Here is a 20,508-nt window from a genome sequence, read left to right as displayed (position 1 = left end):
TTTTGTCTTACATGCTTTATTCTATTTACTACTAAATATGTCTGATTAACTGCTTTCCTGATATCTATTTCTCTTAAAATATTGAAATAGAAACAAATTATATAGGGCATATTTCCTTAATTACATTCAAATAACCACCTTGCCTAATATAAAAAATACCTCATTATCACTTTGCCGCCGCTGGCTGCAAAATGGAGAGGGCCAATGAAGCATCGTGTAATTTGTCCCGCCTTTGTAACTTTTCTTTCAAGTGCAGTCATTGTTACAATCAGCGGTTTTATACTGAAAGCAGGTCCAGCTTTAGCGGCGTGTTCGTTCTCTCCCACGCTGGGTGACGATACCTATATTTGCGATAGTGGTACATCAATTGGCGGTTTGACCGATACGAATGGCAATAACACCTTGCTGTTGCCTTCCGGCGGAAGTGGCACAGTCAATGGAAATGTAACATTTGGCGCAGGCACCGACCGGATTGAAGTTCATTCCGGCACGATCGCGGGCAATGTCGTTCAGGGTGACGGTGCCGATGCTTTCGTGATTTCTGGCGGAACCGTGACCGGCAATATCCAGCAGGGCCTCGGTATTGATGATTTTCGCATGACGGGCGGCGAGATTGGCTCGCTTAATCAGGGCGACGCGCTCGATAGGTTCTTCATGTCTGGCGGCCGCATTGTCGATGCTTTTGATGACGGCGATTACGCCGTGATGACGGGTGGCCGCATCGGCCGCGTCAACATGAAGCTCGACGACAACTATTTCAACATGTCTGGCGGCACCATTGATCGTAATCTGGTGGCAGGTTTTGGTAATGACACGATCATTATTTCCGATGGCATGATCGGAGGCAATATCAGCGTCAGCGGCGGGACGGATAGTGTCACGATTACTGGCGGTACGGTGGCCGGCGACGTTCTTATGAGCTTCGGCAATGACCAGTTTACCTGGAATGGCGGCGGCATTGTCTATGGCAATATCGATATGGGCGCTGACAGTGATACGGTCGTTCTTGCCAATCTGACTGATGCTAATATTGGAGCAACCAAGCGCCTGACTGGCGGCGAGGGCGTCGATGCGCTGACGTTCAACAATGTTAAAACAGGCAAGGTTGGTCGGTTTGACAGTTGGGAGACGATCAATCTCACCAACGACACCCGTCTGACGTTCGACACCACCCTCACCCTGGGCGATGCTGGTACAGGCACCGGGACGCTGAATATCGATGCTGCCAGCACGATCTACGGTGGATCAGCACAAAGTGGCATCAATGCCTTTTCGGCCAGTCAACTTGCTTCGGTTTTCAACGCTGGTCGTATCGATCTGACCAATGGTGGTTCAGGCACAAGCGATACATTCACCATCAAGGGTAATTACACCGGTCATAATGGTCATCTGTTCGTTGATACCGTGCTGGGTGCCGATGCATCGCCATCAGACAAACTGGTCATTGATACCGGCAATGCATCCGGGTCAACCGGTATTGTCGTCAACAATGTTGGTGGCACAGGCGCATCGACGATTTCCGATGGCATCATGGTTGTGCAGGCACGGAACGGTGCGACAACCACAAGCGGGGCCTTCGCGCTCAACGGACGCGCGGCTGCCGGGGCTTACGAATATTTCCTGTTTAAAGGTGGCGTTTCCGCCAACACCAATGAAAACTGGTATTTGCGTTCGACCTTGGTCAGCGGTAGCCAACCTGCGCCTGTTATTCCGGAAGCACTGACACCGGAAGCCCCTGAAACTTCCGCGCCTCCACCAGCACTGGAACAGCCGCCAGCACCATTGCCGATCGATCCGAATGACCCCGATCCTGAGGATACGTCTGCGCCAGTGACGGAAAGCTCACCTCAACCAGAAGCGCCTCCGGCACCGCCTCCTGCTGAGGCTGCAAATCCACCGGCTATCTCCAATGGACAGGCGGTAACGCCGCAGATCGGCTTTGAGGGTGCGGTCCCGCCATCGCCGGGTGCCACACGTGTCGAGGGCGATGTCGTTCCGCTTTATCGTGTCGAGGTTCCCGTTTACTCCGCCTTGCCTCCGGTAGCGCATCATCTGGCACTCACAACACTCGGAACATTCCACGAGCGCCGTGGCGAACAGGATCTTCTCAGAAGCGGCGGTTATCTGCCTGCGACCTGGGCGCGTCTGTTTGGGCAGGATATCGATACAAAGTGGAAGGGTACAGTTGCACCGGGCCTTGATGGCAAGCTTTTTGGCATTCAGGCTGGTCAGGATCTTTGGGGCCGCGAAACGGATAGTGGCCATTCCGACCGCTTCGGCCTGTTTTTTGGCTATGCCCGTGTGACCGGCGATATCACAGGTCAGGCGCTCGGCTGGAATGATCTTGCCGTGGGTGATCTCGAAATAACCGGCACCAGCTTTGGCGGTTACTGGACGCATATCGGCCCGCAAGGCTGGTATCTCGATGCCGTGCTGATGGGCACATGGTATGGCGGCGATGCGAGTTCGAATGAAGGGCAGAGCATCGATGTCGATGGTCATGGCGTAACGGCTTCGCTGGAAGGCGGATACCCGATTGCGCTGAGCGAAAGCTGGACGCTGGAGCCGCAGGCGCAGCTCATCTGGCAGAGCCTCTCGCTTGATGATCAGGCAGACCGTTATTCATCTGTATCCTTTGATTCAGACAACGCCTGGACCGGACGTATCGGGATGCGCTTACAGGGCGCTGAGGACACATCCATCGGCAAGCTGCGTCCCTATCTGAAAGCCAATCTCTGGCAGAATTTCTCATCCGATCAGACTGTGCGTTTTGCCACTGATCCGATTGTGACGGACTTGAAAGGCACTTCGCTGGAAGTTGGTGGCGGCCTCACCCTCGACATCACCGAGAAAGCAAGTCTTTACGCGACTGCCGATTACACCACCAATCTCGGTGGTGAGCGCAACCGCATATGGGAAGGCAATATCGGTTTGAACGTGAAGTGGTGAAAACACTATCTTGCTGCGATCACGCCCGCGTGATAGTGGCGTCTCCTGCCAGATTTTAGGAGCATGCCATGGAACGACTGATCGAACGCAGCCTTTTCGCCAGTCGCTGGCTGATGGCACCCATGTATATTGGCCTCGCTTTGGCGTTGGTCATTCTGGTGTGGGTTTTTATGGTTGAGCTATGGCATTTGGCGTTGATCATCCCGTCGATGACCGTCAATGATGCTGTTCTTGGCGTGTTGGCGCTGATCGATCTCAGCCTTGCTGCCAATCTCCTGATGATCGTGATTTTTGCAGGTTATGAAAACTTCGTCAGCCGCATGGATCTCGCCGATCACAAGGACCGTCCTGATTGGCAGGGCGAAGTCGATTTCTCAGCGCTCAAGCTGAAGCTGGTCGCCTCCATCGTGGCGATTTCAGGTATCCATCTTCTCAAAGTCTTCATGGACGTTGCCAAATACTCCGCCGACCACATCAAGTGGATGGTCATCATCCATTTGGTTTTCGTAATTTCGGGTGTGCTTCTGGCGGCCATGGACTGGATTTCCAATCACGGCAAGGCGCTCAAAAAGTCCAAAACGACGAAAGCCTGATCAGGTGCCCATTGCGTCGGCTTCGCGCAGGCGATAGCCGACGCCTGTTTCCGTCAGAATATAATGCGGCTGATCGGGAGATTTCTCGATCTTCTGGCGCAGCTGGCGGACATAGATACGCAGATATTGCACATCGGCTGCCGGTCCCCAAACATGGCTCAGAATATATTGATGCGTCAGCACCTTGCCCGCATGCTGCACGAGCAGGCGCAGGATTTCATATTCTTTTGGCGAGAGCTTTATCTCTGTCTCATCCAGCTTGACGATGCGCCTCACCAGATCGACTGACAGACCATCGCTCTGAAAAACCGGCTTCTCGCCCTGCTGGTGCAGTTTATGGCGCAGTGCTACCCGCGTTCTTGCTGCCAGCTCCTTCATGCCGAAGGGCTTGGCTACATAATCGTCTGCACCGGTTTCAAGTGCGCGCACAATGCCTGCCTCATCGGTACGGCTTGAAAGGATGAGGACTGGCAGCGTCAGTCCCCGCTCGCGCCATAGACGAAGGAGTTCGTGGCCGTCCGTGTCGGGCAGACCAAGGTCAAGCAGAACGAGATCGGGCTTTTCGCTCTCGAGCAGCATTTCTGCTTCTCGCGCAGTGGCCGCTTCAATGATCGTATAACCTTCGGTCGTAAGCCCAACCCGCAGCAATTTGCGAATGGGTGGCTCGTCATCGACCACCAGAATTTTCGGCTTGGGGTCGTTCATGCGTTCTTGTCCGTTTCTTGAACCGGCAGCGGTATGGTTAATGTGAAACATGCACCGGAACCGTCAGCTCTGTTTCCGGCACGAATGGTTCCGCCCATTGCTTCAGTAAAGCCACGTGCGATGGAAAGACCAAGTCCGGTTCCTGCCTGCACATGATCACCCTTGCGCACGCGATAGAACGTATCGAAAATCCGTTCAAGATCGACATTGGGAATGCCGGGGCCATGATCGCTGATTTCGAGCGTCACACGACCACGTTCGACATGCGCTTCAAGGGCGATTTCTGAACCTTGCGGCGCGTATTTTGCGGCATTGTCCAAAAGATTGAACAGCACCTGCTCGAACAAAACCGCATCGAGCCGCACCATAGGAAGGTCAGTTGGCACCGCCACCTGAACCTTATGATGCGCCAAAATCTTGGTGGCACGATGAAGCGCTGTACCCACAATATCGCCGAGATAATACAGCGACAGATTGGGCTCCATAGCGCCCGATTCAATCCGCGTCATGTCGAGCAGATTGGCAATGAAACGATTGAGCCGCTCGGATTGCTCGACAATGGTCGAGAGCAATTCGGTGCGATCATTATCCGGCAGTGAACCAGAATAGTCGCGCAATGTGGTGGCAGCACCCATAATGCCCGCAAGCGGGGTTTTAAGATCGTGCGATATGGAGGTGAGAAGCGCCGAGCGGAGCTTGTCTGCCTCTGCTGCAAGCTTGGCGCGTTCAACATCGCCCACAAGCTGCACACGCTCGATGGCAATGGCCGCCTGATCACTGAGCGCTTCAAAAAGCCTTTGCTGTTCCGGCGTAAGAATTGGCCCCTGCCGATCATTGTCGAGGCCGATCACGCCCACGGAGGTTCGCGCGGTTTTAAGCGGAAGATAAAGCCGCTTGGCGCCGGGTAAGGTATCTGCGCCGCGTCCCGCCGGCAGTTCATGCTCCCAGGCCCAGTGAGCTGCTGCAATATCGGCGTCGACAAGGCTGTCATCCGGCGGATAGCCCGCGCGAACGGCGATGCTTTCGCCTTCCGGCAGCAGGATGACGACCCGCACTTTGAGCATGGAGGCTATCTGAAAGGCGGTCGCCCAAAGTACATCGTCGAGTGAGCCGGTTCCCGCGAGCTTTTTGCTGAACAGATAAAGGTCTTCCGTCATGTGTGCACGCTGGCGTGCGGCCGTGGCCTGTCTCTGGACGCGGCTTGCCAGATTGCTGGCAACGAAGCTGACAAGCAGGAAGAACGAAAGCGCCACCACGCTTTCGGGATCGGCGATGGATAGTGTGTAGAGCGGGGAGAGGAAGAAGAAATTATAGGCAAATGCGCTTAAAACCGAGACAAACAACGCTGGCCAGAGGCCGAGTGTGACCGCAACGCCGAGAACGCCCACAACGAAAACCAGAGCGATGCTTCGCACATCGAGAAACTGGTCGAGCAGAAGCCCGACACCAAGCGCGCAGGCTGTAACAAGAGATGCTGCGAGATAGGGCTTAACGTTGTATCCGGTTGAATGGCTGACGGTTTTAATGCTGCGGGCGGAACCGGCATTGTCGCGGTCAGCGGCAGCAGTGATATGAACGTCAATTGCGCCGGATTGGCGGATCAGTGCATGTCCGACTGAGCCTTCGATTGCCTCACGCCATCGCGGTTTGGCCGATTTTCCGGCAACGATATGCGTAAAATTATGCGTTGAAGCATAGCGCACGAGCTCTTCGGCAATGCTTTGGCCGGGAATGATGATGGTCTCGCCGCCAAGCTGCTCGGCAAGTCGCATGGTTGCCGCAAGCCGATCCTTGGCTTCATCGGAAAGACTGGCGGAACGCGGCGTCTCGATGTGGATGGCAGCCCAGGGTGCACGCATCCGGTCGGCAAGCCGCCGCGCATAGCGGACCAGTGAAGCGCTGTTTGCGCGCTGGTCGACCGCAACAAGCACCCTGTCGCCGGCAGCCCATGGCCCCTGTATGGCATTGGCGCGCATATGGGTTAGCAACTGCTCGTCAACCCGCTGGGCTGTGCGGCGGAGTGCCAGCTCTCGCAAGGCAGTCAGATTGCCGGGAGAGAAATAGTTGCGAATGGCGCGTTTTGCGGTTTTGGGCAGATAGATCTTGCCCTGATCGAGCCGCTTGATGAGATCATCCGGCGTGAGATCGATCAGTTCAATATCATCGGCCCGGTCAATAATGCTGTCTGGCACGGTTTCGCGAACGCGGATGCGGGTGATCTGAGCTACCACATCATTGAGGCTTTCGACATGCTGGATATTGAGCGTGGTATAAACATCGATCCCGCGTGCGAGAATTTCCTCGACATCCTGATAGCGCTTGGGGTGACGGCTGCCTGGCGCATTGGTATGGGCCAGCTCATCCACCAGAACCAGTTGGGGCTGTCTTTTAAGGATCGCGTCAATGTCCATCTCATCGAGCCGATGGCCATGATAGGAAATTTCGGTGCGGTCGATGATTTCAAGCCCATCGACGAGAGCTTCGGTTTCCTTGCGCCCATGCGTCTCGACAATGCCGATCACCACATCAATGCCGTCAGCCTTGCGCGCGCGTCCGGACATCAGCATTTCATAGGTCTTGCCGACGCCGGGAGCTGCTCCCAGAAATATCTTCAGACGGCCACGCGTTTCGCGCTCTGCCTGTTCAAGCAGCGCATCGGGGGAAGGCCTTATATCGCCAAGGCGAAGATCGTCCGATACCAAGCGTTGTTTCCTCAAAATAAGAAGGCGGCGGGAAAACCCGCCGCTATTCTACTCTAGTTATTACTCGTTCTGTCCAGAACAAGATTGAGCTTCAGCACATTGACCACCGGCTCGCCCAGAAAACCAAGTTCGCGCTGTTCGATCTGCTGTTCGACGATACCGCGAAGGCTTGCTTCATCAAGGCCGCGCGCGTTGGCAACACGTGGCACCTGAAAAAGGACTGCTTCCGGCGAGATATGCGGATCAAGCCCGCTTGCCGATGTTGTGACGAGGTCCATCGGCACCTCAGCGTTGGGGTTGCCCTGTTTGAGCGCATCCGCATCGGCTTTGATGCGTTCGATCAGTGCCGGATTGGTTGGCCCAAGGTTGGAGCCACCGGAACTGGCTGCATCATAGCTTTCCTTGCCTGCCGCAGAAGGACGGCCATGGAAATAGCGGTCGCCTGCAAATTTCTGCCCGATCAGTTCGGAGCCGATTACCTTGCCGTCTTTCTCGATCAGGCTGCCATTGGCCTGTTGTGGAAAGATAGCTTGTGCAAGACCGGTCATGCCAAGCGGATAGATCAACCCGGTGATGACGGTAAGAGCAACGATTATGACGAGTGCTGGACGAAGTTGTTTCAGCATTTTCTAGTTCCTTAAACCAGACCGAGGGCAACTATGGCCACATCAAGGGCCTTGATGCCGATGAACGGAACAACGACACCGCCAAGTCCATAGATCAGCAGATTGCGAGACAGCAGCGCACCTGCTCCAACGGGCTTGTATGTGACGCCCTTCAGCGACAGTGGAATCAGCGCGACAATGATGAGTGCATTGAAGATGATCGCCGAGAGGATCGCGCTTTGTGGCGTTGCAAGCCCCATGATGTTGAGCGCGCCAAGCTGCGGATAGAAGGCGAGGAACATCGCCGGGATGATCGCAAAATACTTGGCAATATCATTGGCAATCGAGAAGGTCGTGAGAGCGCCGCGCGTCATCAGCAATTGCTTGCCGATCTCGACAATCTCGATGAGCTTGGTCGGATCGCTGTCGAGATCGACCATATTACCGGCCTCTCGCGCGGCAACCGTGCCGGTATTCATGGCAACACCGACGTCTGCCTGTGCGAGGGCAGGCGCGTCATTGGTGCCGTCGCCGCACATGGCCACGAGCTTGCCTTTGGCCTGTTCCTCACGGATGAGTTCGAGCTTGTTTTCAGGCGTTGCCTGCGCCAGAAAATCATCGACACCGGCTTCCGCAGCAATTGCAGCTGCCGTCATTGGATTATCGCCGGTGATCATTACCGTGCGGATACCCATACGGCGCAATTCAGTGAAACGCTCGCGGATACCACCCTTGACGATATCCTTGAGGTGAATGACGCCAAGCAGGCGTCCATCCTTGGTGACGGCCAGCGGCGTTCCGCCGGTTTTGGCTATGGTGTCGGCAAGGGCTTGCAGTTCATGGACGGTCTTCTCATCCGACGTTGTATGTTTGAGTACGGCATCAACCGCGCCCTTGCGGATTGACGATCCATCAATATCGACACCACTCATCCGGCTTTGTGCCGTGAAAGGCACGAAACTGGCATTGAGACTCTGCATATCGCGGCCGCGAATGTCGTATTTTTCCTTGGCCAGCACGACAATGGAACGGCCTTCCGGTGTTTCATCTGCGAGCGAGGCCAATTGTGCGGCATCGGCCAGTGCCAGTTCATTCACACCGCTGACCGGCATGAAAGCGGTTGCCTGACGATTGCCGAGCGTGATGGTGCCGGTTTTGTCGAGCAGCAGGGTGTCAACGTCACCGGCAGCTTCCACCGCACGACCAGACATCGCAAGCACATTGAAGCGCACCAGACGGTCCATGCCGGCAATGCCGATTGCTGACAGAAGCGCGCCGATTGTGGTGGGGATCAATGTTACAAAAAGAGCCACCAGCACGATGACGGGAATATAGCCGCCAGCATAAGAAGTGAAGCTCGGGATTGTCACAACTGCCAGAACGAAGATCAGCGTCATGCCTGCAAGCAGGATGTTGAGGGCGATTTCGTTTGGCGTCTTCTGGCGTTCAGCGCCTTCGACAAGGCTGATCATTTTATCGATGAATGTCGAGCCCTGTGCTGCCGTTATGCGAACCTTGATCCAGTCAGACAAAACCTGCGTACCGCCTGTAACTGCAGAGCGGTCACCACCCGATTCACGAATGACCGGGGCGGATTCACCTGTAATGGCTGCTTCGTTGACGGACGCTACACCTTCGACGACTTCGCCATCCGATGGAATGATATCGCCTGCTTCAACGATCACCACATCGCCGATCTTGAGGCTTGTGCCAGGCACAGTCGTAAAGTCTTTCTGGCCTATATCACCAAGCAGTTTGGCCTGTGTTTCCGTGCGAGTACGGCGCAGGGATTCTGCCTGAGCCTTTCCGCGCCCTTCGGCAACGGCTTCGGCAAAATTGGCAAACAGCACCGTGAACCAGAGCCACAGCACGATCTGGAAAGAAAAGCTGATATTGGCTCCGCCGGTCGCAATGTCCTTCAGCAGAAGAACGGTGGTGAGCAGCGAGACGACTGCCACGACGAACATGACGGGATTGCGCGCAAGGCTCTTGGGGTTGAGCTTGCGAAAAGCATCGCCGATAGCGGGAATGAGGATGCGGGCATCAAGCATGCCGGTTTTAACTACTTTGGCGGATTGGGACTTGCTCATAGGGAACTCCAGAAAAGCGGACCCAGAAATTCTGCAGCAAAGACAATCATCAGCACTGCTGCAAGGATGAGGAGAATGAGGTTTGAGGGGCTAATCATTGAAATGTCTGCCCGTTAATCATCGCAAGATGTTCAGCCACAGGTCCGAGCGCCAGCGCAGGGAAGAAGATCAGACCACCCACAACGAGAATGACACCGATCAGAAGGCCGACAAAAAGCGGTCCATGGGTCGGGAATGTCCCGGCAGATTCGGGCGCTGATTTCTTGGCAACCAGTGAACCAGCAATTGCCAGTGCCGGAACGATGACCAGAAAGCGGCCCATCAGCATCGCAAGACCTATGGTGATGTTATACCAGGGCGTGTTGCCCGAGAGGCCGCCAAAGGCCGAGCCATTATTGGCCGTGCCTGACGTATAGGCATAAAGAATTTCCGAAAAGCCGTGCGGTCCGGGATTGGCGATGGATGCAAGGCCAGTCGGTATGACCGAGGCAATAGCGGTAAAGCCAAGGATCGACAGCGGCAGGCAGAGGACGGCAAGCATGGCCATCTTTACTTCTTTGGCCTCGATCTTTTTACCGAGATATTCCGGCGTGCGTCCGACCATCAGACCAGCAACGAAGATTGCGACGATCACAAACAGAATGATGCCGTAGAAACCTGCGCCCACGCCGCCGATGATGATTTCGCCCAGCATCATGTTGATCATCGGGATCATGCCGCCAAGCGCCATCATGCTGTCATGCATGGCGATAACCGCACCGCAGGACGCAGCCGTTGTGACCACAGCAAACAATGCCGACATGGTTATGCCGAAGCGGGCTTCCTTGCCTTCCATATTGCCGCCATCAATGCCAAGCGCATGGATCAGCGGGTTGCCCGCGGCTTCTGCCCAATAGCAAATAGCAACACCGGCCACGAAGAGCACGCCCATTGCAGCGAAGATCGCCCAGCCCTGCTTTTCATTGCCGACCATTCGACCAAACACATTGGTAAGGCCTGCACCGATGGCAAAGATCGCGACCATCTGGATCATATTCGAGATGGCATCGGGATTTTCAAACGGATGTGCGGAGTTGGCATTGAAGAAGCCACCGCCATTGGTGCCGAGCATTTTGATTGCGAGCTGCGAGGCAACTGGCCCAAGCGCTATGACCTGACGCGCACCTTCCAGTGTGGTGGCTTCGACATAGGAGCCGAGCGTTTGCGGCACACCAAGCGCCACAAAAGCCAGTGTCATGACGATGCATAACGGCAGCAGAATGTAGAGAATGCAGCGTGTGAGATCGACCCAGAAGTTGCCGAGCGTCTTCATAGATTTGCGCGAGAAAGCGCGAATGAGCGCAATCGCAATGGCCACACCCGTTGCAGCCGAAACGAAGTTCTGGACCGTAAGGCCTGCCATCTGGGTGAGGTAGGACATGGTGCTTTCGCCGCCATAGTTCTGCCAGTTGGTGTTGGTCACAAAACTTGTTGCCGTGTTGAAGGCCAGGTCCGCAGGCACATTGCTCATGCCCATCGGGTTGAAGGGCAGAGAACCTTGCGCGCGCTGCAGAAAGTAAAGAAGCAGGAAGCCCGCAAGATTGAACAGCAGCATGGCGGCCGCATAGCTCGTCCAGTGCTGTTCCTCGCGCTCGCTGGTACCCGCCAAGCGAAAAAGCCCCCGTTCGATGGGAACGAGGACAGGCGATAGAAACGTGCGCTCGCCAGTGAAAACGCGCGTCATATAGCTGCCAAGCGGCTTTACGAGCGCGATGATGATCCCGCAAAAGATGAGGATCTGTATCCATCCATTGATTGTCATGGTTTTTCCCAAGCCTGATCAGAGCGCGTTTCGATCTGATTGAAACAGATCGGCGCGATAAATCTTTGGTTTAACGCGCATCTCATCCGAAAACCGGTTCCCACTTTTCGGGACGCGCTTTAGAGCGCCGGGCGTCCAATAGGACGCCCAAAGGTCGCTCTGACACTTTAAAATCAGAGCATAATTTTACCTTAAACTGATCTAGGTTTAAGGAATTATGCTCTAGGCTCAAATCCGCTGCTTATTCAGAACCGTTCTGGACGAATGAGCGCGTAAAGAAGGTAAGCGACAACAAAAGCCGCGACCAAGGCGCCCGCGATATATTCAATCAGCATGGCGGGTTCCTCAAAGCCTCTCGCAAAGACGCAAATAGCCAAACAGCATTGCGAAGAATGCGATGCCGATACCAAGCACGGCGATATCCATTGTCATTTCTATTGCCCCCGGCCTGATTGCCTGTGGGGCTCCCTGTTTCACGCGGGTATTATGCTGCCGCTGTGCATAGGGTTTCGAGAGAGGGGAAAAGGCTGAAATATAAAAAAGTCATATATGTTTTGGCGTCGGGTGAGGGCCAGAGCGCATCCCGAAAAATGGCGACCTGCTTTCGGAACAAGATATGCGTGAAAACAAAAAAGCGCGCCGTAGGGAACGACACGCTTTAGATTCTCTCGTGGTTGCGGATGAGCTTTATGGGTTCAGATCGTCAAAAGCCTTTGTGATCGCATCTTTCGGGCTTTTGCTGGCAATAAGGCTTGCCAGAAGAATACGCGCCTGACCGGGCCGCAGGGTCTGTGAATGTACAGCACCGGCTGCAACCAGATCATGACCGCCACCACCGCCACCATAACCTGGCACCAGCACGCCCGTTGGAACGCGGCTTGAAACCACGACCGGGATATTGCGTTTCGTGCACTGCTTCACGGCTTCAACGATTGTCGCATTGGCATTGCCGGAGCCGAGCGCTGCCAGCACAATTCCATGGCTTCCCGCCTGAATGCTCGCCCGAAGATGCACGTCATCACAACCCGGATGAATGGCAACAATATCGACCCGTGTTGCGCTTACAGATGCGGGCAGGCGGATAGCATCTGGTCTTTCCAGATCGCGCACCGACCGGAACGCATCGGCGTGATCACTGCTGAACTTGAATGCGCCCCATGCAGGCACAATCCGGCCGCCAAAGGCGATAAGCACGCCTTTTTCCGCATTGGCCGGGTCTGCAGCCAGATGGATTGCGGTCGTCAAATTGGATGGACCATCGGCATCGGGGTGATCTGCAGTGAACTGTGCGCCGGTGAAGATCACCGGCTTGGAAAGATGGCGCTGCAGATGCACGAGCAGCACCGTTTCTTCCATGGCGTCAGTGCCATGCAACACGACAACGCCATCGATTTCCGGGTCCGCGATCTGCGTTTCAACAGCATCGCTGATGGTCTGCATGTCGATCAGCGTCAGGCTGGATGAATCCTTCGCCATCAGATCGATCGGACGCAATCGTGCATCGACATGGCCCAGTGTTGCAAGCAGATCGTCGCCATTCAGCGTCGGCGTGCTTGCGCCATCTTCCCCGCGTTTGCTTGCAATAGTTCCACCGGTGGCGATGACCGCCACCAATGGTTTGAATTGCCTGTTATTCACTCTTTCCCCCCACTCAGCTGCTTTTCTTTGTATCAGCCGCGCGTTGTTCCGCCAGACGATAGATTCGGTCTCGCAGACAATACCAGCCAATAACCAGTGCGGGTATAATGATAATCAGCGAACCAATCGTATAGGAGCCAACGGGGTAATCCGCAGCCATCAGAACCAGAACGCCGAAGAGGAACAGAAGCGTCAGAATGCCGGTGTAAGGTGCGCCGAACATGCGGAAATCTGGACGGGCAATTTCACCCTTGCGTGACAGATGCCAGAGTTTGAGCTGGCAAAGGATGATCACACCCCAGGCGGTGATGATGCCGAGCGAAGCAAGATTGAGCGCAATTTCAAAAGCTGCGGCAGGCACAACGGCATTGAGTGCAACACCGATTGCGGTGACGACAGCGGTAACGGCAATACCGCCATAAGGCACGCCGTTCTTGTTCATCTTGGCAAGTGCAGCGGGTGCGGAACCCGAGACAGCCATTGAGTGCAGAATGCGCCCGGTCGAATAAAGACCCGCATTCAGCGATGACAGAACCGCAGTCAGCACGACGAGGTTCATGATGATATCTGCACCCTGAACACCGATCTTGCTGAAGAAGGTCACAAACGGGCTTTCACCACCCGAATAAAGTGTATGCGGTAGCAACATGGTGAGCAGCAGAACCGAGCCAACATAAAAGACGATCAGGCGGAAAACGACGGTGCGGATTGCGCCCGGCATGATCTTGCGCGGGTCTTCTGTTTCGCCAGCCGTGGTGCCGATCAGCTCGATCGAGGCATAGGCGAAGACGACGCCCTGTATGATCACGAGCGCGGGCAAGATGCCGTTGGGGAAGAAACCGCCGCTCTCACGAATGAGATGGAAGCCGGGCTGATGACCGTCAATCGGTGTGCCGGACACGACGAAATAAATGCCGACGATCAGGAAGATCACCAGTGACAGCACTTTGACGAGGCTGAACCAGAATTCCAGCTCACCGAAAACCTTGACCGAGAGCAGGTTCATCGAAAGAACGAGGATGAGCGCGGTCATTGCAAACATCCATTGGTCGATACCTTCGAGCCATGGAACATAATGCTTGAAGAAATTCATATAAAGCGCGACGGCGGTCACGTCGGCAATCGATGTCATGGCCCAGTTGAGCCAGTACATCCAGCCTGCCGCAAAGGCCATCTTCTCCCCGTAGAACTCACGGGCATAAGAGACGAATGAGCCGGAGCTTGGGCGATGCATGATCAGCTCGCCAAGGGCGCGCAGCACCAGAAATGCGAAAAAGCCACACACGGCATAAACGAACACAAGTGACGGACCAGCCTGTGCCAGACGTCCGCCTGCACCCAGAAACAGACCCGTACCGATTGCTCCCCCGATGGCAATCATCTGAATCTGACGCGGCTTCAGCGCCTTGTGATAGCCGCGGTCTTCTTCGGTGAAGACTTCGCGTTCGGCCGGTGTGGCCTTGATAAATTCCGTTGTCATCGCTCCTCCCTGAGAGCTCAGTTTTGAATAAAGGCTATAGCTTTACGCAGTACCCGCAACGAAGAACGGCATTTTTGAAACAGTCAGATACATGGAGCTCGTGCACGGCCCGGCAATGCATCTTTTGTTTTAATTGAAAGCATTGTTGAGAAAAGAAACCTCACCACCCCAGGGGGAGCAGGCTTTTGAACATGCTTCAATTCGTTCCCGTTGCATTTTCTGTAAAGCTGCATGACAGATTTGATTGCGGCTTTAACGCATATCGGAAAACACGAGTCAAGTTCACAACTGTGTTGACGGCTGCCGTAAGGAGGAGTAACCGAGTTAAATCTGTCATGCTGTCGGACAGATTTAACGTTTCGAGTTCAGGAGGACAAAGTGGTCGGAACGCGCGTTGAACATGATCTGCTTGGTGCAAAGGAGGTGCCCGCAGATGCTTACTGGGGCGTCCATACGGCGCGAGCAGTTGATAATTTTCAGATCACAGGTGTAAGCATCGGGCGTTATCCTTATCTGGTCCGCGGCCTGACTTTCGTCAAAGAAGCCGCAGCGCTGGCCAATCATGAGCTGGGCCTTCTAAGCCGCCAGCACCTCGATGCAATTGTCAGTGCCTGCCGCGAAATTCGTGATGGCGCGCTGCATGATCACTTCGTCGTTGATGTCATTCAGGGCGGTGCGGGCACATCCACCAACATGAATGCCAACGAGGTTATCGCCAATCGTGCGCTGGAATTGCTTGGGCATGAAAAGGGCGATTATGCGCATCTGCATCCCAACGACCATGTCAATCTCAGCCAGTCGACCAATGATGCCTATCCGACCGCGATTAATGTCGGTCTGATTGAAGCCATTGATGAACTGGCCGATTGCATGGAAATTCTTCAGGCATCGTTTGAGCGTAAAGCGCGCGAATTCGACAAGATGCTGAAGGTCGGGCGCACCCAGCTTCAGGACGCTGTTCCGATGACGCTCGGTCAGGAGTTTCGTACCTTTGCGGTGATGCTCGGCGAGGATCGCTTACGGCTTCTGGAATCGGCCAAACTTCTGCACGAGATCAATCTTGGTGCCACGGCAATCGGTACCGGCCTCAATGCACCGAAAGGCTATGCAGCGCTTGCCTGTGAGCACCTTTCGCGTCTGACAGGTCGCCCGCTGGTCACGGCCAGCGATCTGATTGAAGCAACTCAGGACCCCGGCGCCTTCGTGCATCTTTCGGGTGTTTTGAAGCGCGTTGCAGTCAAGCTTTCCAAGACCTGTAATGATCTGCGGCTATTGTCCTCTGGTCCGCGCGCTGGCATTGGCGAAATCAACTTGCCCGCCGTTCAGGCAGGCTCCAGCATCATGCCGGGCAAGATCAATCCGGTAATCCCGGAAGTGGTCAATCAGGTGGCTTTTGCGGTTATCGGCAGCGACATCACGATCACAATGGCAGCCGAAGGCGGTCAGTTGCAGTTGAATGCATTTGAGCCGATCATCGTGCGCTCTTTGTCTGAAAGCATCAGTCATCTTGGTGCCGCCTGCCGCATTCTTGCAGAACGCTGCGTGGATGGCATTACCGCGAACCCGGAAATCATGGCGCGCCGCGTGGAAGAATCCATCGGTCTTGCCACAGCACTTAATCCGCTGATCGGCTACTATGCTGCCACCAAGGTTGCGCAGGAAGCGCTTGCCACCGGTCAGACGGTGCCGGAGGTCGTGCTTGCGCAGGGACATATGACCGCTGAGCAATTGCAGCAGGCACTCAAGCCTGAGCATCTCACCAATCTGGTGGTTGAAGCCTGATAACCGTGTGAAAGGTTCGCCTGATCTTTATTCCGGCGACCCTTTTTCTTTGGCGATGATCGTGGTGACGGCCAGCTTCACCTGTCCGAGATGGTTCTGCATCGCAAGACGTGCCTGTTCCTCAGAACCGGCCTTGATAGCCTCGGCAATCTGGCGATGCTCGATATTGGAAGCCTCACGCCGACCGGCCATCAGATTGACGAGTTCCGACTGGCGTGAAAGTGCGACGCGGGCATCTGCGACGATCTTCGCAAACATCGCGTTGCCTGACGCCAAAGCAATCATGCTGTGAAACTCGGTATCGAGCAGCACCCATTTATGCGGATCGGTCTGCTTGTCCATGCGGTCGCAAAGATCGATCAGCTTGGCCAGTTGCTCTTCAGTATGGCGTAGGGCTGCCCAGCCAGCTGCCGGCACTTCGATGAAAGGGCGAGCTTCGATAAGATCGCGCGCGGAATAACCGCCGTAGCTCAGTTCCGGTCCGGGGGCAGCTTTGAGTACATAAGTGCCGCTGCCGGTGCGTGTCTGGGTGAGGCCAAGTGTTTGCAGAGAACGCAGCGCCTCGCGCACGATGGGGCGGCTGACACTGTATTTTTCGGCCAATTGGGCTTCGGAGGGCAGACGTGTTCCAACGATCAGCCGTCCGGTCGTAATCGCAGAGTGGATATCCTCGAACACGATTTCAGCCGCACTTTTCCGATTTACCGGGCTGCTATTGGCCAACCATTCAATCACGACGCCGAACTCTCCCACTTCTATGCAACTTGTCTAACAGCTAGGCAATTTATGACAGCAGGGCAACAAATGTTTCAAGCAAGTTGTGGGTTTAAGCGGAACTTGGACCATGTCTCCCAAAAATGGGAACCGGGTTTGGGAGACATGCTAGCGTTTGAGGGCGTGATAGCGTCCGTGATGATAGACGAGCGGCTCTCCCTCGCCAGTGACGATCTTGAGCGCACGACCGATGACGATGGCGTGGGTATGACGCTCGATGATCTCTTCGACCTCGCAATCGATAGAGGCAAGCGCGCCTTTCAGTGCCAGCGCGCCGCTTTCAAGCGCATACCATTCCGCACCTTCATAGCGCGCCGTACCCTTTTCGCCATTCCGGCCTGCAAAACGGTCGGCGATTGCCTGCTGCTCGCCCGAAAGAATGTTGAGGCAGAAATGACGTTCTGCATTAATTGTCGGCCACACCGATGCGGTCAGATTGATATTGACGATGATTGTCGGCGGTTCGACGGAAAGAGCGGTCGCAGACGTGACGGTTGCGCCGGTCTTGCTATCACCGGTTCCTGCGGTCAACACGCTGATGCCGGCAGCAAGCTGTCGCATCGCAGCTTTCAATTCATCCGCCGTGGCCGTATCGGGGCGTAAATCAAGCGCTGCTGAGTTCAGTCTGTTCGGGTGTGCCATCAATCATGCCAACCGGAAACCTTGGGAGCGCTTCCGGCCTTTTGTTTGGGGGATATAAATATTGCAGCCGCACCGTATGCTTGGGGGAGGAGGACGATGCGGCTACTTTCTTTATGTATGCTTTATTTCAGGCCGAGCAATATTGAGATGATCACGTAATGTCGAGCCCGTATATTCAGTGCGGAACAGACCACGTTCCTGCAGGATCGGCACAACCTGTGTGTTGAAGTCTTCAAGACCGCCCGGGAAATAAGGCGGCATCACATTGAAGCCATCAGCAGCTTTGCCCTCAAACCATTCCTGCATTCGGCCGGCGATCTGCTCAGGCGTGCCAAGAACGATATGGTGGCCACGGCCAGCAGCGACGCGAAGCGCCAGATCACGGATGGTGAGATTCTCACGGCGTGCCAGATCGCGCAGAAGTTCTGCACGGCTGCGAAGCTGATCGGAAATTGGCAGATCAGGCAGCGGATCGTCGAGATCGTATTCGGCAAGGCTATGACCAATGCGCTCTTCGAGAAGCGGCATGGCGCTCTTGATGTCCGTCCAGCGGTTAAGTTCCTTGAGCTTCTCCGCAGCATCTTCAAAACTGTCGCCGATCACCGGCATGAAACCGGGCATTACTGCAACGCTGTCCGGGTCGCGACCGGCTTTCGCCACGCGTTCCTTCAGGCTTGCATAGAAGGCCTGTGCTTCGGCAAGGCTTTGCTGTGCTGTAAACACAATATCTGCAATACGCGCTGCGAGATCCTGCCCCGGGCCGGACGAGCCTGCCTGAATGAGAACGGGATGGCCCTGCGGAGAACGCGGAATGTTGAGCGGACCCTGAACCGAGTAATATTTGCCCGCATGATTGAGCACATGCACTTTGTTGGGATCGGCATAGACGCCGTTTTCCTTGTCTTTCGGGAAAGCGTCGTCGTCCCAGCTGTCCCAAAGACCGCGCACGACATCGACGAATTCCTCGGCAACGGCATAACGCTCGTCATGTTCGGGATGGCTTTTCGAGAAGTTGTTGGCGGTGCGGGCATACGATGTGGTGACGATGTTCCACGCAGCCCGTCCGTGGCTCAGATGGTCGATAGACGCGAATGCGCGTGCGGTATGATAGGGCTCGCCGTAAGTGGTCGAAGCGGTGGCAGCCAGGCCGATCTTGTCTGTGACCATGGCAAGTGCAGAAAGCAGGGTCAGCGGTTCAAAACGCGCAACCATCGATGGGTGAGCGTCAACGCCGCTGGTCAGGCCATCAGCCAGAAATATCATGTCGAATTTCGCGTCTTCCGCTTCTTTCGCCACGCGGCGCAGCAGATCGAAATTCTCGCTGCCCGCTTCTGCATCCGGGTGCCGCCAGCCTGAAATATGGTGGCCTGCGCCTTGCAGGAAGAGGCCGAGATGCATTTGTTTCTTGGTCATGTCTTTTACTCCGGGGATTGGTTGAGCCACGAGATGAGCTTTTGCAAGTCGTCTGCGCTGGTCATGGATTGGACGAGGTCCGGGATACCTGCAAAGCGCGGATCATCCTTCGTTGCGTCCTTGAATTTGTCGGTTGGATCGCTGATGCTCGGCAGACCATCGACACGCTGCGAAAGCCTTGAGCCGTCCTTGAGCGTTACATCGATGATGATGAAGCGGGTTTTAGGATCGGGCGAGAGCCGCGGCGCATTCTCGTCATGGCGTCGTGTTACCTTCGCCGCAAGTTGTGCCAGATCGGCATCGACCGGACGATCATCGAAATGAGCAATCGCCAGCTTTCCGTCGCGCAGTGCAGCCGCAAAGATATATTCCGGGCTGAACCGCGCATCGATCCCCGTCACAGGCCTGGTCGTCACAAGTGCAGCGTCGCCGCCGGGCGGAAAGGTGATGGAAACGGCTGCGACATGATCAGGTTGCAGCGCCTTGTCATTGCGCAACGCCAAAGCGCCAACGCCAACCGGATGGGCGGCGGTGCAACACGGGAAGGCTTTGAGTGTCAGTCCCGGCACGATGATCTGCCATGGTGCGCCCCAGCCTTGCGTGACGCGTGACAGATCTTCCGCACCAAAGGCAAAAGCTTTGAAAAAACCGTTTGCGCTGTCGACGAAATCCGCTGCACCAAGGAAACCGGCTTCGGCCAGTCGGGCGGCAGTGAGACCTGCACGCGCGGCAAATCCTGCATGAAGCGGTTTTGCATCATAGCCAAATTGCAGTCGAAGCCCTGCCGATTGTGTGGCGGCCAGACCGAGCGCAACGGCGGTGGTTGGTGCATCGAATTTGAGAAGATGCGCGATGGCTGCTGCAGCTCCTATTGTGCCGAGCGTTGCGGTTGCGTGAAAGCCGGTTTCATAATGTTTGGTGCCCATGGCAAGGCCGAGCCGGGCCATGGTTTCAAGCCCGACAATATAGGCAGCAACAAACGCGTCTGCACGAACGTTGTTTTCAGCTGCAACGGCCAGAAGGGCTGGGACGATGGCAATTGTCGGGTGTCCGCGCACGCTGCCATGCACATCGTCATAATCAAGCACATGGGCTGCATGGCCGTTGATCAGCGCTGCCGTGAAAGGATCGGCTGTGCCGCTACTTCCAATCAACGCGACATTGCCGCTGGCACCCAGAACCTTTCTGACAAGAAGCGTGCTGCGATCATTCGCTCCACCAAGCGCACAGGCAAGAAAATCAACAATTGCCGTGCGGGCAAGAGCGATTGCTTCTGGCGATGGCTCAGAGCCGATAATAGCCTGACTTAGGGTCTTGGTTACATGATCGGTCAT

General features: G+C 55.4%; 16 protein-coding genes. 3 read left to right on the top strand and 13 right to left on the bottom strand.

Annotated elements, in window-relative coordinates; translation table 11 throughout:
- The first annotated feature begins 204 nt into the window (after nucleotides 1-204).
- On the top strand, nucleotides 205-2,949 hold the full coding sequence (locus tag ACSME1_RS13355; RefSeq protein ID WP_435655376.1) for an autotransporter domain-containing protein: 2,745 nt from the start codon (nucleotides 205-207) through the stop codon (nucleotides 2,947-2,949).
- A 68-nt stretch (nucleotides 2,950-3,017) separates the two neighbouring features.
- Nucleotides 3,018-3,542, top strand: a complete 525-nt coding sequence (locus ACSME1_RS13350) for a TIGR00645 family protein (RefSeq protein ID WP_435655375.1) — start codon at nucleotides 3,018-3,020, stop codon at nucleotides 3,540-3,542.
- On the opposite strand, the gene ACSME1_RS13345 is transcribed toward ACSME1_RS13350, so the two are convergent.
- The 9 genes from ACSME1_RS13345 to ACSME1_RS13305 form a co-directional block, all read right to left on the bottom strand.
- On the bottom strand, nucleotides 3,543-4,247 hold the full coding sequence (locus ACSME1_RS13345) for a response regulator transcription factor (RefSeq protein WP_024896982.1): 705 nt from the start codon (nucleotides 4,245-4,247) through the stop codon (nucleotides 3,543-3,545).
- Complete coding sequence (locus ACSME1_RS13340) at nucleotides 4,244-6,949, bottom strand: DUF4118 domain-containing protein (RefSeq protein WP_435655374.1); 2,706 nt, start codon at nucleotides 6,947-6,949, stop codon at nucleotides 4,244-4,246. The genes ACSME1_RS13345 and ACSME1_RS13340 overlap by 4 nt, the downstream gene beginning before the upstream one ends.
- A 53-nt stretch (nucleotides 6,950-7,002) precedes the next feature.
- Nucleotides 7,003-7,575 carry a potassium-transporting ATPase subunit KdpC gene (gene kdpC, locus ACSME1_RS13335; RefSeq protein ID WP_435655373.1) on the bottom strand — a complete coding sequence of 191 codons (573 nt, stop codon included), beginning with the start codon at nucleotides 7,573-7,575 and terminating at the stop codon, nucleotides 7,003-7,005.
- Nucleotides 7,576-7,586: 11 nt separating this feature from the next.
- On the bottom strand, nucleotides 7,587-9,644 hold the full coding sequence (gene kdpB / locus ACSME1_RS13330) for a potassium-transporting ATPase subunit KdpB (protein WP_435655372.1): 2,058 nt from the start codon (nucleotides 9,642-9,644) through the stop codon (nucleotides 7,587-7,589).
- Between the two features lie 94 nt (nucleotides 9,645-9,738).
- A complete protein-coding gene (gene kdpA, locus ACSME1_RS13325) occupies nucleotides 9,739-11,445 on the bottom strand; it encodes a potassium-transporting ATPase subunit KdpA (RefSeq protein ID WP_435655371.1) in 1,707 nt (568 codons plus the stop codon).
- A 245-nt stretch (nucleotides 11,446-11,690) separates the two neighbouring features.
- A complete protein-coding gene (gene kdpF, locus ACSME1_RS13320; RefSeq protein WP_435655370.1) occupies nucleotides 11,691-11,780 on the bottom strand; it encodes a K(+)-transporting ATPase subunit F in 90 nt (29 codons plus the stop codon).
- Nucleotides 11,781-11,790: 10 nt separating this feature from the next.
- Entirely contained in the window at nucleotides 11,791-11,922 is a 132-nt protein-coding gene (locus ACSME1_RS13315; RefSeq protein WP_264232274.1) for a hypothetical protein, read from the bottom strand.
- 210 nt (nucleotides 11,923-12,132) lie between these two features.
- Nucleotides 12,133-13,083 carry an asparaginase gene (locus ACSME1_RS13310; RefSeq protein WP_435655369.1) on the bottom strand — a complete coding sequence of 317 codons (951 nt, stop codon included), beginning with the start codon at nucleotides 13,081-13,083 and terminating at the stop codon, nucleotides 12,133-12,135.
- Between the two features lie 13 nt (nucleotides 13,084-13,096).
- Entirely contained in the window at nucleotides 13,097-14,563 is a 1,467-nt protein-coding gene (locus tag ACSME1_RS13305; protein WP_151091227.1) for an amino acid permease, read from the bottom strand.
- A 378-nt stretch (nucleotides 14,564-14,941) separates the two neighbouring features.
- Between ACSME1_RS13305 and ACSME1_RS13300 the strand changes: the two genes are divergently transcribed.
- On the top strand, nucleotides 14,942-16,345 hold the full coding sequence (locus ACSME1_RS13300) for an aspartate ammonia-lyase (RefSeq protein ID WP_435655368.1): 1,404 nt from the start codon (nucleotides 14,942-14,944) through the stop codon (nucleotides 16,343-16,345).
- Between the two features lie 27 nt (nucleotides 16,346-16,372).
- Here the strand turns inward: ACSME1_RS13300 and ACSME1_RS13295 are convergent, their stop codons facing one another.
- From ACSME1_RS13295 to ACSME1_RS13280, 4 genes are all read right to left on the bottom strand, one after another.
- Nucleotides 16,373-17,080, bottom strand: a complete 708-nt coding sequence (locus ACSME1_RS13295; protein ID WP_435655367.1) for a FadR/GntR family transcriptional regulator — start codon at nucleotides 17,078-17,080, stop codon at nucleotides 16,373-16,375.
- 147 nt (nucleotides 17,081-17,227) lie between these two features.
- The gene (locus ACSME1_RS13290) at nucleotides 17,228-17,761 is read right to left on the bottom strand and encodes a flavin reductase family protein (RefSeq protein ID WP_151091230.1); all 534 of its coding nucleotides are present in this window, start codon (nucleotides 17,759-17,761) and stop codon (nucleotides 17,228-17,230) included.
- A 111-nt stretch (nucleotides 17,762-17,872) separates the two neighbouring features.
- Nucleotides 17,873-19,174 (bottom strand): LLM class flavin-dependent oxidoreductase, encoded by a 1,302-nt coding sequence (locus tag ACSME1_RS13285; RefSeq protein WP_435655366.1) that lies wholly within the window; start codon nucleotides 19,172-19,174, stop codon nucleotides 17,873-17,875.
- 5 nt (nucleotides 19,175-19,179) lie between these two features.
- The gene (locus ACSME1_RS13280) at nucleotides 19,180-20,508 is read right to left on the bottom strand and encodes an MmgE/PrpD family protein (protein ID WP_435655365.1); all 1,329 of its coding nucleotides are present in this window, start codon (nucleotides 20,506-20,508) and stop codon (nucleotides 19,180-19,182) included.

The organism is Brucella pituitosa, assembly GCF_965577835.1.
Lineage (GTDB): Bacteria > Pseudomonadota > Alphaproteobacteria > Rhizobiales > Rhizobiaceae > Brucella > Brucella pituitosa.
This window is presented reverse-complemented; position numbering and strand designations above follow the sequence as displayed.

Excerpts from the sequence above, each read along its gene's own strand:
- ACSME1_RS13290 (WP_151091230.1), bottom strand. The coding sequence starts at position 17,761 with ATGGCACACCCGAACAGACTGAACTCAGCAGCGCTTGATTTACGCCCC.
- ACSME1_RS13350 (WP_435655375.1), top strand. The coding sequence starts at position 3,018 with ATGGAACGACTGATCGAACGCAGCCTTTTCGCCAGTCGCTGGCTGATG.
- kdpF (WP_435655370.1), bottom strand. The coding sequence starts at position 11,780 with ATGCTGATTGAATATATCGCGGGCGCCTTGGTCGCGGCTTTTGTTGTC.
- kdpB (WP_435655372.1), bottom strand. The coding sequence starts at position 9,644 with ATGAGCAAGTCCCAATCCGCCAAAGTAGTTAAAACCGGCATGCTTGAT.
- ACSME1_RS13305 (WP_151091227.1), bottom strand. The coding sequence starts at position 14,563 with ATGACAACGGAATTTATCAAGGCCACACCGGCCGAACGCGAAGTCTTC.
- ACSME1_RS13285 (WP_435655366.1), bottom strand. The coding sequence starts at position 19,174 with ATGACCAAGAAACAAATGCATCTCGGCCTCTTCCTGCAAGGCGCAGGC.
- kdpC (WP_435655373.1), bottom strand. The coding sequence starts at position 7,575 with ATGCTGAAACAACTTCGTCCAGCACTCGTCATAATCGTTGCTCTTACC.
- ACSME1_RS13345 (WP_024896982.1), bottom strand. The coding sequence starts at position 4,247 with ATGAACGACCCCAAGCCGAAAATTCTGGTGGTCGATGACGAGCCACCC.
- kdpA (WP_435655371.1), bottom strand. The coding sequence starts at position 11,445 with ATGACAATCAATGGATGGATACAGATCCTCATCTTTTGCGGGATCATC.
- ACSME1_RS13280 (WP_435655365.1), bottom strand. The coding sequence starts at position 20,508 with ATGACCGATCATGTAACCAAGACCCTAAGTCAGGCTATTATCGGCTCT.
- ACSME1_RS13355 (WP_435655376.1), top strand. The coding sequence starts at position 205 with ATGAAGCATCGTGTAATTTGTCCCGCCTTTGTAACTTTTCTTTCAAGT.